Below are 21,843 nucleotides of genomic sequence, written 5' to 3'. Positions count from 1 at the left end.
TTATATGTATTATCTTCTAAGTTATCAGGGTAAATGGACACTATATTGTCACGGAACATATGTTCGCAGGAAATTTTTCCATAATATTAGTTTCTCGTCCCTAAATCCGTGTAATTACGACAATAAACGACGAAAAAGCTTGGCAGTATGCCAAGCTTTTAGACCACTTTCATATGACAAGTCCTAACTTAAATCGCAGAAGTATTTATTCCCATTTTGTGTGAATTTTGTATAGAATCAGGTTCTGTAATCGGAGCATAAGTAATACTGTCGATAATCAATTCACGCCCGATTGGCTCACCATTTACAGTGATCATAATCGTTTTGGTTGTTGCAGTTTGTTTAGTTGTGTACATACGTTTCTACCCCTTCGTATTCACGATCTTCATAAAAATCGGATATATTGTTTTCACTCATTAAATTACAAATTTCGTTAATATGAATAGCAGGCACCATGAGCTGAAGTAAAAGAATGATGTCAAGATCGTCCGCAGTACTGCCCTGTCCTTCTATTACCCCGGCGGCCTAGAAATTAAACACCTGTCTACATGTATTGAATTATTCTCATATAGGGTAATTAAAACTACATCATCTTGAACCCATTGTCCCGGTTTTGACGTATAATGTAAGAGCCGTATTTCAACAAATGATGACGAAATCGGCAAACGATTATGTAACCGAAAGAAGGTGCCATTCATGCCAAAATCCATTCAGGGTTATTTCATTCGGGTGTTATTCACCACATGTGTATTATTTACTGTTTCTTTGACTTCTACAGTCAGTGCAGCAAATGCCAATATATTCTCCGATATCTATAGTGGATGGGAACGAGTCTCCGAGCTTCCTGGAGAAGTGAACGCCTTGCAGGAAAGCTATAAACAGACGCTGGAGCAGTTGAATCAGACTTCCGCCCAATTGGGACAAGCCCAGGCAAATGTCGAAGCATTCAAGGCCCAGAACGAGTTGCTGCTGGCGCAAAACGAAAAACTGACCGACATGGTGAGTAAGCTGCAAAATGATCAGGATGCCAAAACGGCAACTGCCAAACGCATTCAAACGATGATTATCACAGCCGTTTCACTCATATTGGGATACTTTATTCTGATTCGGGTGATGCGCTGGGGAATGCGTCGCCGTTCAGGCCGAGTATAAAAGAACAGGAGCAACCGCATGCACATACACCTGAATAATGCCGAAGCTGGCGGAGCCGGACAAGTGGTCACGTTCTCGTTGATCCAGGACGACCGCCTGCATATTCTCCATCCCCAGCAAATTGTCGCTTTTCGCGGCCCCAGCAGCAGTCGCCATGATAAATTCATGAATATTTCGGGTATCTATCGCAAAAAAAAGCTGATCAAATCCGAAATTACCGGTCCTTGTCAATTTGTGGCCGCCCTGCCTCCCGGATTCACTATGAAGGAAGTTGAACTGAGTGAGAACAGTGATCTACTGTACGACTTCCGCCATCTGTTCTTCTACTCTGACGGCGTCACGATGCACACCAAAATTCAGAAAATCAAAAACATGCTCATCACTCGGGATGCCGTGAAAATGAAGTTTTCGGGCAAAGGCAAAATTGGATTGCTGACACAAGGTCAGGTCTGCCAACAGGAATTGCACCCTACCGCACCACTATACGTGGATGCAGGCAGTATTATCGCCTATCCTGAGAACGCGCAGCTTGAACTTACCGTATACGGGAACAATCTTGCCAGCCAGCATATGAATTATCATTGGAAGATGACAGGACATGGCTCTGTACTCTTTCAGGCTGGTCGTGAAAATCATAGACTGGAACAGGATATGAACGATGAAGGCTTATTTAAGCGCATTCTGAAGGAAGTCATTCCTTTTGGAAATGTATTGATCAAATAAGTCCAGATGACGTTAGGCTCGGTTATAAATGGGTTCTCATGGAAAGCATGCTCACCGTATTGGAAATGTGATATACTGAACCGGACAATTGAAGAAGAAAATCCATGCCTATGGCATGGGAGAGGTTCGCGAACTCCCTCTATAAGACTCGACCTTTAGTAAGGTCAATAAGTCTTGCGTACATTTTAGGTAACAGCGTACGTAAAAAACTAAGGACACTAGATCGTGCCTGCTTTTTTTGAAGCAGCCTACGAGAAGGTGTGTTTTTTGATGGATGCCAGTTCATGAACTTCTCTGTTCTTCCGACGCTCTGTGCCTATGTGCATGGATTGATCTTAAGAAGATGGAGAGGTTTTTTTATGTTGAACGAAGAAAAAGCAGTCGTTGTATTCAGCGGCGGTCAGGACAGTACAACTTGTTTGTTCTGGGCCAAACAGCAATTTGCTGAGGTCGAGGTGGTTACCTTCGATTACGGCCAGCGTCACAAGCTGGAGATTGAATGTGCCGCAGAGATCGCTCGCGATCTGGGTGTACAGCAAACGGTACTGGACATGAGTTTGTTAAACCAACTCGCGCCCAATGCACTCACCCGTACGGATGTAGAGATTACGCATGAAGAAGGCGAACTGCCGAGTACGTTCGTCGATGGACGGAATTTGCTGTTCCTCAGTTTTGCAGCCATTATGGCGAAGCAAAAAGGGGCTCGTCACCTCGTCACAGGTGTATGCGAAACGGATTTCAGCGGTTACCCGGATTGTCGGGATTCGTTTGTGAAATCGATGAATGTAACGCTGAATCTGTCCATGGACTATCCCTTTGTTATTCACACCCCACTGATGTGGCTGGACAAAGCCCAAACATGGAAAATGGCGGATGAGCTTGGTGCCTTCGATTATGTACGTGAGCGCACACTGACCTGTTATAACGGGATTATCGGCGATGGCTGCGGAGAATGTCCTGCCTGCAAACTTCGCAAAGCCGGACTGGATCGCTATCTGGAGCAACGCACTGATTCTGCTACTGTTGAAGCTGCGGGAGCGGACGTACGATGAGAGAACCGGGAACATTTCGTATTGTGGAACGGTTGCAGCGGATTGGTGAAGACATCCTCCCTGCACAGCTTCGCTATCATCGTAAACGTGTGCTTGTCAGCAAGGAGTTTACGTTTGACGCTGCGCATCATTTGCATTGTTATGAAGGCAAGTGCAAGAATTTGCACGGGCATACGTATAAAGTCGTTTTTGGCATTAGCGGTTATCCGGGTGAGACCGGACTTACGGTTGATTTTGGACATATCAAGGAGATATGGAAAACACAAATAGAAGGGTATCTGGATCATCAGTATCTGAACGAAACCCTTCCCCTCATGAACACAACTGCTGAAAATATGGTCGTCTGGTTGTTCGAGCAGATGGAACAAGCCTTGCAGACCGAACCGTATGCCGCACTGACCGAAGGTGGTCGAACAGAGTTTGTCCGCTTATACGAGACACCGACCAGTTACGCCGAGGCTAGACGGGAGTGGATGATCGATGAGTAGTGTGGAACGCAGCAAAGAGACTCGCATTCCTGTGATGGAAATCTTCGGTCCTACGGTTCAAGGTGAAGGCATGGTTATTGGGCAGAAAACGATGTTCGTCCGCACCGCGGGCTGCGATTATCGATGTTCCTGGTGTGACTCGGCCTTTACTTGGGACGGCAGCGGCAAGGATTTGATCCAAATGATTACGCCGGAGGACGTGTGGAAGGAGCTGCGCCGCGTTGGCGGCTCGCGCTTCTCCCACGTGACGATTTCCGGCGGCAACCCTGCCCTGCTCGCTTCGCTGGGGGGATTGGTTAAGCTGCTTCAGGAGAACGGCATCCGCACCGCGGTAGAAACGCAGGGCTCCCGTTGGCAGTCTTGGCTGGCGGACATTGACGAAGTCACCGTGTCGCCCAAGCCTCCCAGCTCAGGCATGAACACTGACTGGGCTGTGCTGGATGATCTGATCCACCAACTGGCTGCACGCCCGGTGGAACGAAGCCACAGTCTGAAAATCGTGATTTTCGATGAGACAGACTTGGACTATGCCCGCCGTGTGCATGCACGGTATCCGGGCACGGATTTATTTTTGCAGACCGGAAACCCGGATGTCACTTCTGCTGATACGCCAGATCTGGCGTCTTCGCTGCTTGCCCGTTATGAGTGGCTGATTGATCAAGTCAGTGCTTCCGATGATCTGAACAACGTTCGTGTGCTACCACAGCTGCATACCCTTGTGTGGGGCAACAAACGCGGCGTCTGATGGGCTATTTGGATGGAATAATGGGCGGCATGATGTAATTTTGGGAACAACCAGAGGCTAAGATGGCCTATCATATATACCGGTAAGCTTCGTGCGTCGCCGGAAATAAGGAGCGTTTACGAATCCATGAGACAACCTGATGAGATGCAAGATCTAACGTTGCTGGGAAACCAGGGCGTAAAATATACGTTTGAATATGATCCGGGAATTTTGGAGAATTTCGATAACAAACACCCGTACCGGGATTATTTTGTCAAATTCAACTGCCCTGAGTTCACCAGCCTGTGCCCAATCACAGGTCAGCCGGACTTTGCAACGATCTATATCAGCTACATCCCTGATGTGAAAATGGTGGAGAGCAAGTCACTTAAGCTGTACCTGTTCAGCTTCCGTAACCATGGCGATTTCCACGAGGATTGTGTGAACATCATCATGAACGACCTGATTAAGCTGATGGACCCACGCTTCATTGAAGTGTGGGGTAAATTCACGCCGCGCGGCGGCATTTCCATCGATCCGTACACCAACTACGGCAAACCGGGTACGAAGTATGAACAAATGGCTGAGCATCGCATGATGAATCATGATATGTATCCAGAGACTATTGATAATCGTTAATTGGGTAGACACACCAATTATGCTTTGTATGAAATAAAATTATAGAGCGCACAAAAGCCGAACTCTTCTATCTGAAGAAGTTCGGCTTTTACTTTTTTACAAAAAATCCGATAGCAAAGTACAGAGACGTCGATGCAACATAGATAGTCAGAAAAGTCATGACTGCCATAAATAGAATGGTCATCGCCAAATTACGTTTGGCAAGAACATATGGTGATAGCGATTTCATATTGATCAGTCCTTTATCATTTCTGTTTTAGTAGAACTTTAATAGTAGAATTTTTAAAGTATATTAATAGTTTACATTATAAAGAGAACGTTAATTTCACCTGTTCCCCTTGTCGACCTTTCAAATCTGTCCTATTATGTAACAATATGCTTAGGCACATCACATCATCAGGCGCTGATCCCTCGTGACCGCGACCAAAGGAGAACTGTTCATGTCCATGCAAAATTCATTATCCAAAGACGCCGCTGCGCGTTCGAAAGCTCCACCCGGATTGGATGCTCAAGGTACCGTTTACCGGATCTTAATTGCCATCAGTCTGGTCCATTTGTTCAACGATTCAATCCAATCTGTCATTCCGGCTATTTTTCCAATTCTGAAAGACTCCATGCATCTCACGTATACGCAGATCGGATGGATTTCGTTTGCTATTAACTTTACTGCTTCCATTATGCAGCCTGTTGTAGGCTGGTTTGCTGATAAAAAACCGACACCATCCATTCTGCCCATTGGCATGGGCTTTACGTTTACCGGTATGCTATTGCTTGCCTTCGCCGACAGCTATATGGCTGTCCTGATCTCTGTCATCTTTGTTGGGCTCGGTTCGGCGGCTTTCCATCCAGAGGGTTCACGGGTATCTCATATGGCCGCAGGGCCTCGTCGGGGTCTCGCTCAGTCAATCTTCCAGGTGGGCGGTAACGCTGGTCAATCTCTGGCTCCATTGCTCACCAGATGGATTTTCATCCCGTTTGGTTTGTTCGGTGCCATCGGATTCACGGGCATTGCAGCTGCGGGAATCGCGGTTCAAATCTACATCGCTCGCTGGTATGGACGAATGCTGCAATCGGGAGGATATTTGCGCAGACAGGCTGCAGCTCGTCGTGCTCCCAATCCAGCATTACGTAAAAAGATTGCTGCTGCAATAACCATTTTGATTCTGCTCGTCTTTGTCCGTTCGTGGTATGTCGCTTCGATCGGCAGCTTCTATGCGTTTAACCTGAAGGATACATTTAACTTGTCCACAGAGGACGCACAGATCTATATCTTCCTGTTCCTGGCGGCTGGGGCTCTTGGTACGTTCTTTGGCGGTCCACTCGCGGATCGCTTCGGTAAACGTAACATGATCTTCCTGTCAATGGCCGGAGCCGCTCCACTGGCGCTGCTGCTGCCTTATGCGAATCTGTTCTGGACAGCCGTGTTGCTGAGTATTATTGGGTTCATCATGTTGTCCAGCTTCTCGGTGACCGTTGTGTATGCACAAATGCTGATTCCAGGTAAAATTGGGACCGTCTCCGGTCTGATTACTGGTCTTGCATTTGGTATGGGCGGTCTGGGGGCACTCGTGCTGGGGAACTGGATCGACGTGTTCGGCGTATCTCCAGTCATGCAAATGTGCAGCTTCCTGCCACTGATCGGTATCTTCACCTTCCTGCTTCCATCGGATAAGTTGCTGAACCGTTGGGCGGAAGAGAACGGTAGCGAAGAATAACAGATCCTATATAATCTAAGCTCCAATATACAATGAAACAAAAGTACGCTGTTAAGACAGCCTAATGAAAAGTAACGTCAGATGGTTAACCAAGCTAGAATTAACGCCAGCATATGCAAATGGGATGAAGCCTGTACCTTTAGGGCTTCATCCCGTTTTTGTTTTGTCAGCGTTAGCGTTAGAATCAGAGCCTCGTATCTGTCGTTTCATTGCCAGTTTTGGTGATGGACATCATTGCGAAAGGCGCTGAAGTATCAGCCGTTTTTTGTACAACATTTTTCCGGCTTCGGCAACATCACGAATCGTATTTTTGTTACTCACCGAACCGAATACCATGCCAGCAATCGGAATGAGTTGGAACAGCTTTTTCCACCCAAACGATTCACTGTAGGAATTAAAAACCTCCCGCCAGCCCTGCATTTGAGAGATAACCTCAACCTGCTTGTCCGGATTATCGTAATCGGCGAGTTCATCAATTATCGCTTTCTTGCCCACAATATCGGCAGAGGAGAATTGCAGACATTTGACAATAAATATGCGCTCTTGAGGTTCGTCAGGATCATATCCGTAGCATAACGCCATCTCCTGCAGCACCTTCAGGGAAAGCCCCATCACCATTGGAATATCTGCCGCAATTGTCACTATGCCACCGATGCCTGTTGCAGCTCCTTGTGCGGCAGCAAACCTCGTTCGACTGTCCGTAATGTTATCGGCAGTGCGATCCAGCACTTTAAGCGGTAAACCTTCCACACTGTGAATTTTCGTCGTATCTTTTGATTCTCCATCCTGTTCATCGTAAGAGGTATCGGCCTTCATGGAATAACCGGATTGGATCGCTTCTTCTTGGAGCAGCTCGGCCACCTTCTTTTTCTGAACGAGAAATTTCCCGCCATTCTGCACATACAGACCGACTTCGTTCAGCGAGTCCCCAATCTTCTGTTTCAGCGCTTTGGGCATAACTTTATCCAGCATGGCAAATGGCAAACGTCCAATTTTGTCCCAAATAAACAAGTCCTTCTGCCCTTTTTCCCATTTTAAAATCTGTTCCAGCTCCCGGTCCAATGTCTCGCGTGAATCCATATATGGCCTCCTAATGTTATGTGTATAGTGAATTGTATACTCCTCATACGCAGAGTTCAGAGGATGGTTGCTTCTATGCTACCCCTCGTATCCGTCTTCATGTCTCCCTTTTCAATGTGTACATAAGTAAAAGCCCCTAATCAGCATGGCTCGCTGACTAAGGGCTTACTATATTAAAACTCTAGCAGTATTATTATTTCGCTTCAGCCGCAGCCTTCCCATCTGGAACAGGGACTCCAAAGTCAGGTGTGCCATCTTCGTTCCAGTGAATTACCTGCGCGCGGGCATGACGGTTTGGATCATAGAGAGGATCTCCCTCGATGTCCTTGTAGTTTCGTGCGTGATAGATCAGAATATCCGCTTTGCCATCCGGTGATACCGTAAAGCTGTTGTGACCCGGACCATATTGACCATTCGTCTCACACGTTTGGAATACCGGCTTAGGCGATTTCACCCAGCTCGCTGGATCAAGCAAGTCGGCATTTTCATCCGCAGTGAGCAAACCCATACAATAATTATAGTCGGTCGCACTTGCAGAGTAGCCAATGAAAATCCGGCCATTGCGATGCAACACTGCTGCCCCTTCATTTACCTTAAAGCCAATGATCTCCCAATCGTACTCAGGTGTAGCGATCATGACCTGTTCTCCACGCAGCGTCCATGGATTTTCCATCTCGGAAATGTACAGGTTTGAGTTACCCACAATGTCCGGATCTTTCTGTGCCCAAACCAGATAACGAATTCCCTTATGTTCAAAAGTCGTTGCATCTAATGCAAATGTCTCCCAGCGCGTATGAATCTGTCCTTTCTCCACCCAATCACCTTCCAGTGGATTCGCAGAATCGTTCTCCAACACATACATCCGGTGGTCGAAAAGGCCTTCATTCGTCTCGCTGGTATGAGCTGCTGCGTAATATATGTACCATTTTCCATCGATAAAATGAATTTCAGGTGCCCATATGTTGGCACTCATCGGTCCTGTATCACGTTTGTGCCATGCCGTTACCGGCTCAGCATCTCTTAACTCTTCCAGCGTTTGTGCACGACGAATCTCAATCCGGTCAAAGGCTGGCACGGAAGCTGAGAAATAATAGTACCCATCGGTGTGACGGTACACCCACGGATCAGCTCGCTGCTCCAGGATGGGATTGGTAAATGTAATGGAATCAGTCATGGGAATGCTCCCCTTTCAAATGTGTGTGTATGGCTCGGAGTGAAGGTTTGAAAAAGCTGACGGATAAAGTGCAAAGACTATTTTGGTGGTGCACCGCGGACGCTCCGGGGGTGGTAGGGCCTTGTCGCTCTCTTGTCCTCCGATTTCCTTTCCCACCGCTCTTGGCGGTTGAAATCGGATGCCAAAGTCGCTCCCTCGGCTCCTTCCTCCCCCTTCGCTGCTTGTGCACCTTGAAAGCACAGCTTCGCTCTATCAGCGCTCGCTGAACCAAACCCAAACTCCGAGCCATCGGTGTGGCTCTGTATCTATGGGGTCGACCGCTTCGCTTGGTCGACTCTCCCCACTAAATGCTTGGCTGGACTTTTTTTTCGGGCCAGCTCTTGGTGCACCGCGGACGCTCCGGGGTCGGAGGGCCTTGTTGCTCTCTTGTCCTCCGATTTCCTTTCACACCGCTCTTGGCGGTTGAAATCGGATGCCAAAGACGCTCCTTCGGCTCCTTCCTCCCCCTTCGCTGCTTGTGCACCTTAAAAGCAAGAGCTTCGCTCTAACCGCGCTCGCTGAACCAAATCCAAACTCCGAGCCATCGGTGTGGCTCTGTATCTATGGGGTCGCCCGCTTCGCTCGGGCGGCTCTCCCTACTAAATGCATGACTGGCCGTACTTTCTCGGCCAGCTCCAATTCCAAACTTCGAGCCATATCTACGGCTCTCTACTTCTCCGCTGCGCTAATCTGTTTGCCCCAGACGGCAATGCCGTGGTCGTTCAGGCCGGTAACTACAAGCGCAGGCTGGCTTCGCTCCCAGTCCCAGGACGGGAGCAGCTTGAGCTCCTCTGTGGAAGCTCCGCCCCACGGGCTTTCTTTCCACTCCAGCGTCAGTGTTTGTTTGCCGTCAAACGTCCATTTGCCTGAACCGTTTTCGCTTTTCAATTTGCCGTTGGCTTGCAAAGTGTAAGGCACTGCCTGCACCTGTCCGTCCACCGATGGGTCAACAGCCAGGCCTTCCCACTCCCCAGCGATCATTGACTTCGGAATGTCCTGTACGTACTCACCTGCATAACGTTCTGGTGACACAACAGGCCAGCCGTCCTTGGTCCACAGCATTTTACGTACATGCAGATACGGCCAGTTTTTATCCGTCTCGCCTCTCGCATGATGCACGATATAATAATCGTCGCCATCCTTAAGGACTGAGTTATGTCCTGGTGCAACCCAGCCCTCACCTTCGGTGAAGCGATAGCCACCCAGAATTTTGGTTCCAACTTCATATTGAGGCAGATGCTCCGTATCCAGCATGTTCATACCATTTACATCCGTGTAGGGGCCTGTAATGGAATCAGCGCGGGCTACACGCACGTTATAATCTTCGAATAAGGAATCATACGAGACGAATAGGTAATACTTTTTGAACTCCGGGTTATACACAATATATGGGCCCTCGACCGCACCTTCTTCCGTAGCACGATCACGGGCGGCAATGCGTGTACCATACCCCTCTTCCTTGAACTTTCCGGTTTCCGGATCGAGAGGTGCAATGTATATTCCGTCAAAAAAGGAACCGTAAACCATCCATGAATTGCCTTCGGCATCCAATACTGGATTGGCATCAATGGCATTCAACTTATCCTTTTCATTCTCGGATGTTTTAACTACCAACCCTTCATCTGTCCAAGGACCCACCGGAGACGAGGATGTCTGTAAACCAATAGCCGAACGCGTACTGCCAAAGGTTGAAGCCGAATAATACATTCGGTAGGTATCACCAACCTCAATCACATCCGGTGCCCACAGGTTAACTGCACCTGTCCAATCGAGGGCTTCCTTTGGAATACCCGGCAAAGCCTGACCTATCCATGACCAGTTGATCAGATCATCCGACTTGCGTACCATGACGCCAGGTTTCGCTTCCCCTGCTACACGAACGTCTGTGGAATAAACGTAATATCCCTGATCTGTTTTGATAATGGCCGGATCATGCGCATTGTTCACCGTCCAACGGGATTCGTCGTCCAGAATGGAGGTGTCATACAATTGAGTATCTTGGGGAGCATCCGGAAAGACTGGCGGGGAAACTGATTCCCCTGCTCCATCTCCAGAACAGCCTGTAGCCCCAACCAGCAGCATAAGCAACATGGAAGCAACAACTCCTTTTCCTGAATTCGTCCAGCCCCGGAACAATTTCCGCGGGTTCATCCCTTCACTCCTGAGATCGCTACCGATTCAATAATCTGTTTCTGGAAGATCAGGAAGATGATCAATACTGGCAACAGAGCAACAATGGACGCTGCCATAATAAGCGGATAATCCGTCTGAATCGCATACGTGGCATTAAAGTTCGCTATAACGAGCTGCAAGGTCTGCTTCTCTGGTGAATTCAGATAAATAATCGGTGCCAGATAATCGTTCCAGATGCCCATGAACCAGAGAATCAGCTGAGCTGCAATCGCCGGTTTAATGAGCGGGAACGTAATGCTGGAGTACAGTCGGAAATAGGAGCTGCCATCAATTTTCGCTGCTTCAATAATGGCATCAGGTACACTAAGCAGGTATTGACGAAGGAAGAAGATCATGACCACGTTACCAAATAATCCTGGAACGATAAGCGGTAACAGTGTGTCCACCCACCCGAGCTTCGAGAACATGATGAATTGCGGAATCATGACTGTCGGATACGGAATCATCATTGATGCGAGCAATGCTAGAAACAGTTTGTTTTTATGCGGAAATCTCAATTTGGCAAAAGCAAAGGCAGCGATACTCGACGTAAACGTCCCGACAACGGTAACACTGACCGCCACGATCAAGCTGTTTTTGATCCCGCTGAGAAGCGGACCTGCTTCCCAGATTTCCTTATACTTTCCGAATTGGAACACTTCAGGTATCCACACAGGCGGAAGTGCGAACACATCCTGTTTCTCCTTCACGGAAGTGGATAACATCCAGATCAGTGGTGCAATCATCGCAATCGCACCAAGCGCCAAAACGATAAAAATGATAGAGTTCGTTAATTTCCTCTTTTGACTGTAAGACATCTCCGGTTCACTCCTTTCCTAGACCATTAATCCCCATCATAGGCTGATTTTTCGTTCATTTTGAATTGCACCAAGGTAATGACAAAAATGAAAATTCCAAGAATCATGGCCATCGCAGAGGCATAACCCATTTGCAGGTTACTGAATGCTTTCTGCCAGATGTAGAAGACAATAGATGCGGAAGAATATTCAGGACCACCCGTAGGCGTCATAATGTTCATTTCGGTGAAGATTTGGGAACCACCAATAATATTCGTAACGACGAGGAAAAAGGTAACCGGCTTCACCATCGGCCAGGTGATGTTGCGGAAGATCTGGAACCCGTTCGCTCCATCGAGCTCTGCCGCTTCGTAATATGTACGTGATACACTTTGCAATGCAGCCAGATACAATAACATCGTGTAACCGAGGCCTTTCCACACCGTCATAATAATCAGGGCTGGTTTAACTGTGTCTTTGTTTGCGAGCCAGTTAGGACCCTCAATACCAAATAGATCAAGGAATTGGTTCACTAATCCGTAATCCCCGTTGTACGCCCAGTTCCACATGATGGACACCGCTGCGAGGGAAGAAATGACCGGAATATAATAGATTACACGGAACGTCGTTGTGCCGGGAATTTTACGATTCAGACCCATCGCCAGCAGTAACGCAAGCAACAAACCAATCGGTATACCCAGCATCAGATAAAAGGTGTTGAACATCGCTTTGTAAAACAAATCATCTGTGAGCAAATCCTTAAAATTGGCTAAACCGATAAAGTTCATTTGTCCCAATCCATCCCAATCCGTAAACGAACCGTACAAGGAATAAAGGAAAGGGAACAAAACAAAGATCAGCAAACCAAGAACCGGAGGCAAAATAAACAAATATCCGTACAGCCTCTCTTTGCGATACAAACTAGATTTTGTAATCACTGCGCTCACCCCTGTTTCTAATATCAGCATGTTGCATGAATCGATGGATGCCTGCATTCTTAATCAATTCATGCAACATGCCCGTATGGAATCCAAAATGATGCCAGCAGCGTGATAGCAGGCTGCTGGCACCGCCTTTTTTTGAACACGGAATCTACTGCTCTATCCATTTGGTGTAGGCTGCTTCTCTCTAGAACCTACCCTTCAATCTTTTCAGTCCCATTATTTCAGCATGTTGCTAATTGTTTTATTTCTGAGATTTCTTCTCTTGTTCTACCGCTTTGTCTAACAGCTTTTGCATTTTTGGCTGCTGTTGCTTCACATATTCTGCGGCTGTAATCTTGCCATCCAGAACAGGTTGAATGTCGGTGAAGAACATGTCATACCACTCCGCATTGTACGTGTAGTTACCTGGAAGTGCGCGGCCGTAATCTTCTACGATATCAATGAATTCCTGTTTGTTGGCCGGTTTCGTTGAAGTATCCTTGGCCCATTCGTCTGCCATATCAAGCAGATTCGGAATTTGCACTTTGGCATCAACCAACTGCTGCATGCCTTCTTTGGAAGCTGTGAGGTAATTAACCAATGCTGCTGCTTCTTCCGGATGTTTCGTTTTGGCCGATACACCGATACCCAGGGAACCGATCCACGTTGCGGATTTTCCGGTAGAGCCGGCTGGGAAAGGTAGCAAATCATATTCGAAAGGCAGTTTCTCAAATGTACTCATATCCCACGGACCTACTGGGAAGAAAGCCATTTCCCCTTTCATCCAGCGTTGGTACGTATCCAATGTTTGCGCTTCCTCAATGGAAGGCGTGATTTTGTATTTGTTTTGCATATCCGCAAAGAATTGCAGTGCTTCCGCGAATTTCGGATCATCAATGGTTACCTTTGTTTTGCTATCATCCAACCAGTCTGCACCATTGCTCCATACAAAGGACTGCAGCGCCCATTGTACGTTGAAGCCTGTACCAAATACGTCCGGTTTACCGTCTCCATTCGTATCCTTGGTTGCTTGTTGGTTGACCTTGATGAATTCTTCCCATGTGTAAGGCTTGTCCTTATCAGGGAATGGGATGCCCTCTTTTTCAAATAATGTCTTGTTATAACCGAGTGCAAACGGACCCAGATCTTTCGGCATGCCGTAGAGATCACCCTGACCTGCCATTTTGCCATCATAACGGTACAGGTCCACACCATATTTCCAGATGTTATCCAGATCTACGTCCGCATTATTTTCAATGTAAGGTGTCAGGTTCATTAGCACATTGCTGTTTACATAGGCTTTTATATCACCAGGGTTAAAATAAAATACGTCCGGCAAGCTGTTGCCTGTAATGGCAGCTCTCAATTTTGTCGCATATTGATCCGCAGCTGTTACGATAATTTTGACTTTGACACCTGGATGCTCTTCTTCAAACTTTTTAACAACTGCTTGATATGCTTTCTGTTCATCCGTGCCCCCCCGGAACATGAATGTCAATTCCTTGTCCCCGCTTGATCCGCTGCTTCCTCCGCAGCCCGCAAACACGAGTGCACTTACCAGCATTAGAAGCATAAGTGTGACCAATCTTTTTTTCTTTACCATCTGAACCCCTCCTGATCTGGATTTGTAACCGTATTCAATTCAGTAAAATAGGATTTCTGTTGTTAAATTTATCAAATCCAGATCACTTTAGTCAATACTTTATTAAAACATTTTATATTTGTTTAAAATAAACTAGTAGGTTGGCCATCCGTTGGAATCCCACAGCAGGTCGTTAATTAGCAATTTCGGATTGCCATTATCATCAGCATCATAGGCGTGGCGCGCAATCACATTACCGTTATACACATCCTGACCACCGGGTCCCTTCCACTTGACGTTCCCCGAGTCCAATATAGTTCCTCCGCCATTCAACATGCTCACACCGTTTTTGTCCACATACGGACCTGTAATACTCGTTGAACGTCCATAGACCATTTTGTACGTGCTATTTACGCCCTGGCAGCAAGAATCAATGGAGGCAAACAAGTAATAGTAACCGTTACGGTACACAATACTTGGTGCTTCAATGGCCCCGCCATTATTCGGACGCGCCGCAATGGAGGATATACTTCCGGTCGGTTTCATTGTGTTTTTGTCGAGTTTCACAATCTTCAGACCGCTCCAGAAAGAACCGAAAGCCAGCCACGGGTTGCCTGAAGCATCGATGACCAGATTCGGATCAATAGCGTTATAATCGTTGGCGGTTGTGGTTTGAAGTACTAACCCCTCATCCTTCCACTGACCTGCTCCAATGCTGGTTGCAGACGCAAGCCCGATCGCAGATCTATTGGAGTCAAAAGTAGAGATGGAATAATACAGCCACACTTTTCCGTTGTACTGCTCCACGTCAGGTGCCCATACATCCAGACCACTCTGTCCCGGAACGGCCGAGGCCCACCAAGATGGCTTGCTCAGAAAAATCTGCGGAACGCGATACCATGAGGACCCGTTATCTGATTTCAGTACCTGAATGCCAGGACCTGTTGAGAAGGTATACCATGAGTTTCCTTCTTTGATGATGGATGGATCGTGGACGGCAATATCTCCGCTCAGATTCCAAAATGCCGCGAATGCCCGGGACTGACCCGCCAATAGCAACACAAGTACAAGTAGTGCAGGTAATGCCCAACGTTTCTTCCTGAATCCTGTCATTCCTTTGACCTTTTCCAAATCGAATCCACCTCTCCTGATCAAATAGTTAATTTGGTTCATGAAGTATTAAATCAATTTAGGTATACTAGGATTATAAAAGCGGTTACATCACATTTCAATGGTATATTTCAAATATATATGAAATGATTTAAGTTATTTTCTAAAGTAAATATTCATCAATTTATGAATAATACGCTCAATTATGCTATGTATATAAGGGATTTGGCTTCCTGTACTCCGCCCTTCCCTTCCATCGGGTAATCATTTATAATTATCTAAAACAAACCATATAAATGTGCAGAAGCCTGGATCAGCAGGGCTTTGTTCAGAACGTGGAAAGGAAAACCACCTATGATTTATATTAAAGATCTGATGTCTGGCGTTAATATTTTCAAGGCACTCAGTTCAGAAATTCGGATCCAGATTATTGAACTGCTTGCCAAGAACCAGAGTCTTAACCTCAATGATCTCGCAACCAAACTGGGGCTCAGCAATGGCGCCATTACAATGCATATTAAGAAATTGGAAGAAAGCGGCCTGATTGAGATCAATACCGCAGTTGGCAAACATGGAATTCAGAAGATATGTTATCTCAATGAAGAAAAACTAATGGTGGACCTGCGTTCACAGGAGATTTATAACCGATACGAGGTTGAAATTCAGGTAGGTCATTATAGCGATTATCAAGCAGCTCCTACATGTGGTCTCGCTACCCGAGACAGCATTGTCGGTGAGTTCGATGACCCGCGCTACTTTGCTGATCCACTCCGTATTGATGCGGAGATGATTTGGCTGGCCGAAGGTTATCTGGAATATCGTATTCCCAACTACCTTAAGCCTAACCAGACGTTCAGCGAAATCCAGTTGTCCATGGAATTGGGTTCGGAGGCACCAGGTTTTTGCGACAACTACCCTTCGGATATTTATTTCTACGTTAACGGCATCGAGATTGGTTGTTGGACGAGCCCAGGAGATTTTGGCAATACCCGGGGTACGTTCAATCCGGACTGGTGGCCGCCACATCTGAATCAATACGGGATGCTGAAACTGATCCGTATCACCCAAGAGGGCAGCTATATAGATGGATGCCGTATCTCCGATGTAACTCTAGACGAGATTGGCCTGGATTACAAAAGCGATATCCACTTTCGAATCGCTGTAACGGACGGACCAGTGAACAAACGAGGATTGACGATCTTTGGCAAAAATTTCGGCAATTACGGGCAGAACTTGCTTGCCCGTGTTCTCTATAATGTGCAAGAAGAATAGATCAACGAATAGTCATTGTCATCACATAAAACAAAGCATTAAAACAGCCGCCAGTTGAGAAACTGGCGGCTGTTTTCATTTCATTCACCCCATCTCGCCATGCTGTTCTTCAGGAAGGGTGCTTACCTTAAGGTAAGTACCTGTACTAAAAGTGCATACTTACATCCTGGCAATTCTCCCTTTATACTCAAGAAACATTATAGCTTAGAGAGGAAGAATTCATTTTGAAAACACTTGTCATCGTAGCACATCCCAACCTGGAAACGTCGGTCATCAACAAACGGTGGATAGAAGAACTCCAACAACATCCGGAAAAATATACGATACATGAACTATATAAAGCTTACCCCGATGGACATATTGATGTGCAGCAAGAACAGCAGCTCATTGAAAATCATGACCGTCTTGTGTTGCAATTTCCATTCTATTGGTTCAGCAGCCCACCTCTTCTTAAACAGTGGCTGGATGAAGTTTTTACGTATGGCTGGGCTTACGGCTCCGAGGGAGACAAATTGCAGCAACGCAAAGTCGCCTTGGCCGTATCTGCCGGTATCAAAGAAGCGGATTACACGGAAGAGGGCAAATATCGCTATACCCTTGAACAACTGTTAACTCCTTTTGAGACGACCTTCTATTACTGCAACGCCGATTATCGACCATTCTTTGCCTTCTATGGGGCAGAACATGAGCCTACGGCAAATGAATTGGAACAAAGCGCACAAAACTATTTACGTTTCATGAATAACCTCTAATACTCACTTCATGCAAATCAAAAAAGCAGTATCTCCCATTCAGGAAGATACTGCTTTTTGCTTTTTTAATCTCACAATCTTACCGTTAGCGTTGCATTAATCCCGGGGCAGACACCATATTGGCTTCTCCCCAATCACACATCATATCTAACAGCGGCATTATTGATTGTCCTCGTTCCGACAATGAATATTCAACTTTGGGCGGAATTTGGGGGTACTCTTTGCGCAGAATCAGATCATGTTCCTCTAACTCCTTAAGCATGATGCTCAATGTTTTGTAGGAAATGGTACCAATACTTCGCTTCAACTCATTATGTCGCATCACCTTATTTTCAGACAGCCAGTACAGAATAACCATTTTATATTTACCGTTTACCAGGGACAGCGTATAACCAAAGCCGGTATCTTTTAACGCAATGCCAGTTGGAACACAGGTTTCTCTCACACTCACCCCTCCTTCTTTTGTTCATCACACCACAGCGACATGTTATAGAGATTGCCTGTAGGTTTTGGGAGACATGCCATACACCTTTGTGAACTGCCGGGTAAAATAATTGCTATCGTTAAACCCACATTGATAAGAATTTGGCTTTAAACTAATTCAAAATAGACGTTGCTCAACAATTCGCCCTCCATGGTTTATGTTGGGATGAATGTCTATATCATGCTACTCCATGGCCGAAAAATCAAGGTTTGCCGATCCTTAGATCGATTATAATTCCTCATGTACTGAAGCAAATGAACCTCTCATAAAAAAGCCCTTCCATAGCTTTACACCTGTTATTCTCACCGAGTTTCTCTTCTTTCATGTGACTTTCTTCCTGTTTGCTTTGAAACTTAGAAAAGATTCATTGATTTATTAGAGAAGTTCTCCTAATATTTTTAGTAGGAACACCTAGCAGCTCGGCATCATGGTAATACTTCACTGTCTTTATGAGAGCGCTATCGCTGCAGCTCTAAAGAAAAACGGGAGGTTGCAGATATGAAATGGAATCACTTCAAGTCCAAGCTTCTGTTTAAGTACACACTATCCTATATCTCCATTTTCCTTATCCCTCTTGTTATATTAACTATTATTATTTATCACAATGCTGTGGACACACTCCGTTCAGAGATTGAACAGACTAATGTCAATCAGTTGACCCAAGCAAAAACGGTCATTGATGACCGCATGAAGGAATTGCAGGACATCGCATTTCGTATCGCCTACGATGAGCAGCTGACCCGCTATTGGACTCACCATCCCTACTATAGCCGGGAATCAATTGCTGCCTTGGTCAAATACAAAGCCACCAGTTCCATTATCGATGAGCTATTTCTGTTCTTCCGCGGAGATGATAGCATCTACTCGTCTCAGGGCTCTGAGAACCTGGATGTATTCACGGGCCGCTACAAATTTAATACATGGAACAAAACGGATATGATCCGGGATTTGAATAACGTTCAGTTTCCCACGATACGACCAGCCGAGCAAGTCGTTCAAGGAACCAAAGTACCCAATTCAATGCTGGCCTACCTTGTACCGATTGCACCTAACAATACGCCCGCCCACGGCACTGTCATGTACCTGATTCACGAGTCCAATCTGACCGGATTGATTGATTCCATTCTCAGCGACTACCATGGGATGACTTATATTTTCGATAATTATGGGCAGGTGCTGGCCGCTAATTATAAGGGGGAAACCATTACCGAACAGGAAGTCAAATCTCTGTTTGAACTTGAGCCGGGAACACACAGCCTCTCCTTAAATCAAGAACCGCATTCGGTTGTATCCGTCAAATCAGACGCGGGCTGGACTTATGTAACCGCTATGCCAAGCAATCAATTTTTCAGCCGAATCGTCCATATTCGTACCTTTGTTGTTCTTGTTTTCTCCTTCATGGTGGTGATGGGCACCTTCCTCGCCATTTTGTTGGCCCGGAGACAATACCATCCGATTTCAGACTTGATGGAGTTTATCCGTTTAAAGAATAATCCTGAACCTTCCACAACCAGCAACGAGCTGGAATGGATCAAGAAAACGCTGCATGATTACAGCCAGCGCGTGGACCTTCAGGAGCCCTACGCCCGTAATCATATTCTGCTCATGTTACTGAAGCATGGTCATACCGGAGAGCTCCCCTCTGAGTTTACGGATAATCTCGGCATACGCTTTAACCGATCCCATTATTTTGTTATGACCTTGGGATTGGAAATGCATGATCTTCCCAGCGGGGATCATCCCGAACAGCGTACTGTTATGCAGCTGATCAACGATATGGAACTGCCGGAGTTGTCTGCTTTTGCTTACGGCGTGGAGCTTCCACAGCCAGACCAAGTAGCCCTCATCGTCGGATTTGATGCCGAAGTCGGGCATGAATCCAGCTTGAATGCTCGTATGGAGTCTATTGTTGAATCACTACAATCGATGGTGGCAGATCACGTTGGAGTTGCTCCCGCGATCGGGATCGGCAACAGCTATAGTTCTCCATTACAGCTGAACCAATCCTATATCGAGGCATCAACCGCGCTGGAAGCGTCCATGCTGCACGGACAAGGCAGCAGCACCTTCTTCAACGCCCTTTCCGGCTCTAGTGAAGAGGATTCTTCCTTCTGGGTCCCTAAGGATGTGCTGCTGAAACTGGTTCAGAGCTTGAAACAGGGCAGTTACGATGTGGCGGTTCAGATGGTATCAACCGCATTGAATACCCTGAAATCCGAAATGCCGTCTGTACCATTGCTACGCTGCATCTGCTTCGATATTCTGAATACGATGCTCAAAACGGCCTCGGAACTTGGCATTCATCACGTGGTTAATCAACTTCCAAGGATCACTTCCTACGACTCGTTGGAGGATTTGGAGAAAAAACTGACAGGACTTGCCGCCGAAATCTGTGCCCATGTCGAGGCGAAAAGCGAGACGGAAGAAAGCTCCCTGATGGATGAAATCGTTGCTTATATTGATGCCAATTTCTCTGATTATGACCTCAGCCTGGGTACGATTTCATCGAAATTCACGATCTCTTCATCGTATTTCAGCCGTTCATTCAAAGAGAAGATCGGTATGAACTTCACCCAATATATCTGGCAGAAACGCATGGATGAGGTCATCCGACTACTGCTGCATACTACCGACCCGTTAAAGGATATCATCACTCGCGTCGGTTATCTGGACACACCGAACTTCATCCGTAAATTCAAGAAAGAGACGGGTTATACCCCAGGGCAGTACCGCAAAATGCACCGTCCCAATGACTCCTCCGATTCCCCGGATGACGATGACGAGGAATGCCTTGGTTAATGGATGGATTCGTAAAATAAATAGAAACCTCCCCCAACCTTTTGGTTAGGGGAGGTTTTTTATGTTTTCGGCTCATATAGGCAAGCCGATCCTTCGCACCCGATTCTCTTCTTCTATTTCCCTACCGGAACATCTTGAAGCCCTTGATGTATTGCTCCCAGCAGACGATGGGTCGGATCACAGCCGTATTCCCAGAACATGATGCCAGCCAGGCCCTGATCCTTCACGTAATCACATTTGCACTGAATCGATTCTTCATCATCATAAGATATTAGGCTCGACCCATTAAACAGAAACGGTGCACAGGCTTCCTCATCCCAATAACGGATATAACCATTCTTGTTGATGTACTTCGCATCCAGTTCGGCAAATGCCGGACCGTAGCCGCCTGTGCTACCGGCCATTTGGTGAAGGCCGTGGTTTCGGTCAGGAACCTCAGTCCAGATCCGGGAGTAGAACGCAGCACCGATAACGATCTTCTCCTTCGGTACGCCGGCGCGGATGAACAGATTTACGGAAGCATCTGTACTAATTCGGAACAGATCACCGGTTGGTGTATACAGATTCGTATGATGTCCGGTCAGAATCTGAAAACCGCCGCGCATATCATAGGTCATCACCTGCACAAAGTCCAGGTACTGCTGCACCTCAGCCATCTCTGTACCGTCTACGTAGTATTGATCAGCCCCTGCCGCAATGGTGAGCAGATAATGACGGCCATCCTCGGAGCCCTTGGCATCCAGCGTTTCCCGGATCGTTTTGAGAAGTAAGGTGAAATTCCGTTTATCATCAGGACTGGATGCGATACCGGCTTCTCCGTAACAAGGATACTCCCAGTCCAGATCGATTCCGTCAAAAGGGTATTCCTCCAGCACCCTAACCGCTGATGCGGCCATGCTGTCCCTCCCCGCCTGGGTTGAGGCGGCTTCAGAGAAACCACCAGCGCTCCATCCGCCCACGGACAGCAGCACCGTTAGATTCGGATGCTCCCGCTTAATATTACGGATAACCTCTCCGTTTTTTAAATGTTCGGTGGTGATTTCATCATTCTTGACATGACCAAAGGCTACATTCAGATGTGTCAACTTCAACAGATCCTCATCCGTCATGTCGGGAAGAACAGAATCGACGACATAACCAGCAGCAATATATTTCGTCATCCTCTT

21 protein-coding genes and 1 pseudogene are annotated in these 21,843 nt (G+C 46.7%); 10 read left to right on the top strand and 12 right to left on the bottom strand.

Annotation, left to right across the window (positions count from 1 at the left end; translation table 11 throughout):
• Positions 1-188 precede the first annotated feature (188 nt).
• A complete protein-coding gene (locus G3352_RS30880) occupies positions 189-356 on the bottom strand; it encodes a hypothetical protein (protein ID WP_205524809.1) in 168 nt (55 codons plus the stop codon).
• A 340-nt stretch (positions 357-696) separates the two neighbouring features.
• Between G3352_RS30880 and G3352_RS10460 the strand changes: the two genes are divergently transcribed.
• The 6 genes from G3352_RS10460 to queF all read left to right on the top strand — a co-directional run bounded on the left by G3352_RS10460 (position 697) and on the right by queF (position 4,778).
• Entirely contained in the window at positions 697-1,152 is a 456-nt protein-coding gene (locus G3352_RS10460) for a hypothetical protein (protein WP_113051754.1), read from the top strand.
• 18 nt (positions 1,153-1,170) lie between these two features.
• Positions 1,171-1,875 (top strand): AIM24 family protein, encoded by a 705-nt coding sequence (locus G3352_RS10455; RefSeq protein ID WP_163756241.1) that lies wholly within the window; start codon positions 1,171-1,173, stop codon positions 1,873-1,875.
• Positions 1,876-2,237: 362 nt separating this feature from the next.
• Entirely contained in the window at positions 2,238-2,927 is a 690-nt protein-coding gene (queC, locus tag G3352_RS10450) for a 7-cyano-7-deazaguanine synthase QueC (protein WP_163756783.1), read from the top strand.
• Positions 2,924-3,415 (top strand): 6-carboxytetrahydropterin synthase QueD, encoded by a 492-nt coding sequence (gene queD, locus G3352_RS10445; protein WP_163756239.1) that lies wholly within the window; start codon positions 2,924-2,926, stop codon positions 3,413-3,415. Before queC ends, queD begins: the two co-directional genes overlap by 4 nt.
• Positions 3,408-4,160 carry a 7-carboxy-7-deazaguanine synthase QueE gene (gene queE, locus G3352_RS10440; protein WP_163756237.1) on the top strand — a complete coding sequence of 251 codons (753 nt, stop codon included), beginning with the start codon at positions 3,408-3,410 and terminating at the stop codon, positions 4,158-4,160. The genes queD and queE overlap by 8 nt, the downstream gene beginning before the upstream one ends.
• Before the next feature lie 126 nt (positions 4,161-4,286).
• On the top strand, positions 4,287-4,778 hold the full coding sequence (queF, locus tag G3352_RS10435) for a preQ(1) synthase (protein WP_063564570.1): 492 nt from the start codon (positions 4,287-4,289) through the stop codon (positions 4,776-4,778).
• Positions 4,779-4,866: 88 nt separating this feature from the next.
• Here the strand turns inward: queF and G3352_RS10430 are convergent, their stop codons facing one another.
• Positions 4,867-5,007: a hypothetical protein gene (locus tag G3352_RS10430; RefSeq protein ID WP_163756235.1), complete on the bottom strand. Its 141-nt coding sequence runs from the start codon at positions 5,005-5,007 to the stop codon at positions 4,867-4,869.
• A gap of 217 nt (positions 5,008-5,224) precedes the next feature.
• On the opposite strand from G3352_RS10430, the gene G3352_RS10425 reads away from it, so the two are divergent.
• On the top strand, positions 5,225-6,493 hold the full coding sequence (locus G3352_RS10425; protein WP_062324021.1) for an MFS transporter: 1,269 nt from the start codon (positions 5,225-5,227) through the stop codon (positions 6,491-6,493).
• 231 nt (positions 6,494-6,724) lie between these two features.
• Here the strand turns inward: G3352_RS10425 and G3352_RS10420 are convergent, their stop codons facing one another.
• The 7 genes from G3352_RS10420 to abnA all read right to left on the bottom strand — a co-directional run bounded on the left by G3352_RS10420 (position 6,725) and on the right by abnA (position 15,373).
• A complete protein-coding gene (locus tag G3352_RS10420) occupies positions 6,725-7,573 on the bottom strand; it encodes an EcsC family protein (protein WP_163756233.1) in 849 nt (282 codons plus the stop codon).
• Positions 7,574-7,766: 193 nt separating this feature from the next.
• Positions 7,767-8,747, bottom strand: a complete 981-nt coding sequence (locus tag G3352_RS10415; RefSeq protein WP_163756231.1) for a glycoside hydrolase family 43 protein — start codon at positions 8,745-8,747, stop codon at positions 7,767-7,769.
• A 708-nt stretch (positions 8,748-9,455) separates the two neighbouring features.
• Positions 9,456-10,877, bottom strand: coding sequence for an arabinan endo-1,5-alpha-L-arabinosidase (locus G3352_RS10410; protein WP_163756781.1), 1,422 nt, complete (start codon positions 10,875-10,877; stop codon positions 9,456-9,458).
• Positions 10,878-10,933: 56 nt separating this feature from the next.
• Positions 10,934-11,776 carry a carbohydrate ABC transporter permease gene (locus G3352_RS10405; RefSeq protein WP_076290170.1) on the bottom strand — a complete coding sequence of 281 codons (843 nt, stop codon included), beginning with the start codon at positions 11,774-11,776 and terminating at the stop codon, positions 10,934-10,936.
• Positions 11,777-11,802: 26 nt separating this feature from the next.
• A complete protein-coding gene (locus tag G3352_RS10400) occupies positions 11,803-12,693 on the bottom strand; it encodes a carbohydrate ABC transporter permease (RefSeq protein ID WP_062324023.1) in 891 nt (296 codons plus the stop codon).
• Between the two features lie 247 nt (positions 12,694-12,940).
• Positions 12,941-14,281, bottom strand: a complete 1,341-nt coding sequence (locus G3352_RS10395) for an ABC transporter substrate-binding protein (protein ID WP_163756229.1) — start codon at positions 14,279-14,281, stop codon at positions 12,941-12,943.
• A gap of 132 nt (positions 14,282-14,413) precedes the next feature.
• Positions 14,414-15,373: an arabinan endo-1,5-alpha-L-arabinosidase AbnA gene (gene abnA / locus G3352_RS10390; RefSeq protein WP_240343037.1), complete on the bottom strand. Its 960-nt coding sequence runs from the start codon at positions 15,371-15,373 to the stop codon at positions 14,414-14,416.
• Positions 15,374-15,724: 351 nt separating this feature from the next.
• Here abnA and G3352_RS10385 point away from each other — a divergent pair, with 351 nt between their 5' ends.
• Positions 15,725-16,642 (top strand): ArsR/SmtB family transcription factor, encoded by a 918-nt coding sequence (locus G3352_RS10385; RefSeq protein ID WP_076290172.1) that lies wholly within the window; start codon positions 15,725-15,727, stop codon positions 16,640-16,642.
• Between the two features lie 224 nt (positions 16,643-16,866).
• Positions 16,867-17,394: an NAD(P)H-dependent oxidoreductase gene (locus G3352_RS10380; protein ID WP_205524807.1), complete on the top strand. Its 528-nt coding sequence runs from the start codon at positions 16,867-16,869 to the stop codon at positions 17,392-17,394.
• A gap of 85 nt (positions 17,395-17,479) precedes the next feature.
• On the opposite strand, the gene G3352_RS10375 is transcribed toward G3352_RS10380, so the two are convergent.
• On the bottom strand, positions 17,480-17,839 hold the full coding sequence (locus G3352_RS10375; protein ID WP_163756225.1) for a winged helix-turn-helix transcriptional regulator: 360 nt from the start codon (positions 17,837-17,839) through the stop codon (positions 17,480-17,482).
• 42 nt (positions 17,840-17,881) lie between these two features.
• Positions 17,882-17,977 (bottom strand): annotated as a pseudogene (locus G3352_RS10370) (helix-turn-helix domain-containing protein); the annotation flags it as partial.
• 399 nt (positions 17,978-18,376) lie between these two features.
• On the opposite strand from G3352_RS10370, the gene G3352_RS10365 reads away from it, so the two are divergent.
• On the top strand, positions 18,377-20,677 hold the full coding sequence (locus G3352_RS10365) for a helix-turn-helix domain-containing protein (RefSeq protein ID WP_163756223.1): 2,301 nt from the start codon (positions 18,377-18,379) through the stop codon (positions 20,675-20,677).
• Positions 20,678-20,790: 113 nt separating this feature from the next.
• On the opposite strand, the gene G3352_RS10360 is transcribed toward G3352_RS10365, so the two are convergent.
• Positions 20,791-21,837, bottom strand: coding sequence for a glycoside hydrolase family 18 protein (locus tag G3352_RS10360; protein ID WP_163756221.1), 1,047 nt, complete (start codon positions 21,835-21,837; stop codon positions 20,791-20,793).
• Positions 21,838-21,843 lie beyond the last annotated feature (6 nt).

Origin of the sequence: Paenibacillus sp. ALJ109b (assembly GCF_010747435.1) — a bacterium.
In the GTDB taxonomy this organism is placed as follows: Bacteria; Bacillota; Bacilli; order Paenibacillales; family Paenibacillaceae; genus Paenibacillus; species Paenibacillus taichungensis.
The sequence above is the reverse complement of the archived record's forward strand: the minus strand, read 5'-3'. Positions and strand labels throughout refer to the sequence as shown.

Excerpts from the sequence above, each read along its gene's own strand:
- G3352_RS30880 (WP_205524809.1), bottom strand. The coding sequence starts at position 356 with ATGTACACAACTAAACAAACTGCAACAACCAAAACGATTATGATCACT.
- G3352_RS10460 (WP_113051754.1), top strand. The coding sequence starts at position 697 with ATGCCAAAATCCATTCAGGGTTATTTCATTCGGGTGTTATTCACCACA.
- G3352_RS10455 (WP_163756241.1), top strand. The coding sequence starts at position 1,171 with ATGCACATACACCTGAATAATGCCGAAGCTGGCGGAGCCGGACAAGTG.
- queD (WP_163756239.1), top strand. The coding sequence starts at position 2,924 with ATGAGAGAACCGGGAACATTTCGTATTGTGGAACGGTTGCAGCGGATT.
- queE (WP_163756237.1), top strand. The coding sequence starts at position 3,408 with ATGAGTAGTGTGGAACGCAGCAAAGAGACTCGCATTCCTGTGATGGAA.
- queF (WP_063564570.1), top strand. The coding sequence starts at position 4,287 with ATGAGACAACCTGATGAGATGCAAGATCTAACGTTGCTGGGAAACCAG.
- G3352_RS10430 (WP_163756235.1), bottom strand. The coding sequence starts at position 5,007 with ATGAAATCGCTATCACCATATGTTCTTGCCAAACGTAATTTGGCGATG.
- G3352_RS10425 (WP_062324021.1), top strand. The coding sequence starts at position 5,225 with ATGCAAAATTCATTATCCAAAGACGCCGCTGCGCGTTCGAAAGCTCCA.
- G3352_RS10420 (WP_163756233.1), bottom strand. The coding sequence starts at position 7,573 with ATGGATTCACGCGAGACATTGGACCGGGAGCTGGAACAGATTTTAAAA.
- G3352_RS10415 (WP_163756231.1), bottom strand. The coding sequence starts at position 8,747 with ATGACTGATTCCATTACATTTACCAATCCCATCCTGGAGCAGCGAGCT.
- G3352_RS10410 (WP_163756781.1), bottom strand. The coding sequence starts at position 10,877 with ATGTTGCTTATGCTGCTGGTTGGGGCTACAGGCTGTTCTGGAGATGGA.
- G3352_RS10405 (WP_076290170.1), bottom strand. The coding sequence starts at position 11,776 with ATGTCTTACAGTCAAAAGAGGAAATTAACGAACTCTATCATTTTTATC.
- G3352_RS10395 (WP_163756229.1), bottom strand. The coding sequence starts at position 14,281 with ATGGTAAAGAAAAAAAGATTGGTCACACTTATGCTTCTAATGCTGGTA.
- abnA (WP_240343037.1), bottom strand. The coding sequence starts at position 15,373 with ATGACAGGATTCAGGAAGAAACGTTGGGCATTACCTGCACTACTTGTA.
- G3352_RS10385 (WP_076290172.1), top strand. The coding sequence starts at position 15,725 with ATGATTTATATTAAAGATCTGATGTCTGGCGTTAATATTTTCAAGGCA.
- G3352_RS10365 (WP_163756223.1), top strand. The coding sequence starts at position 18,377 with ATGAAATGGAATCACTTCAAGTCCAAGCTTCTGTTTAAGTACACACTA.
- G3352_RS10360 (WP_163756221.1), bottom strand. The coding sequence starts at position 21,837 with ATGACGAAATATATTGCTGCTGGTTATGTCGTCGATTCTGTTCTTCCC.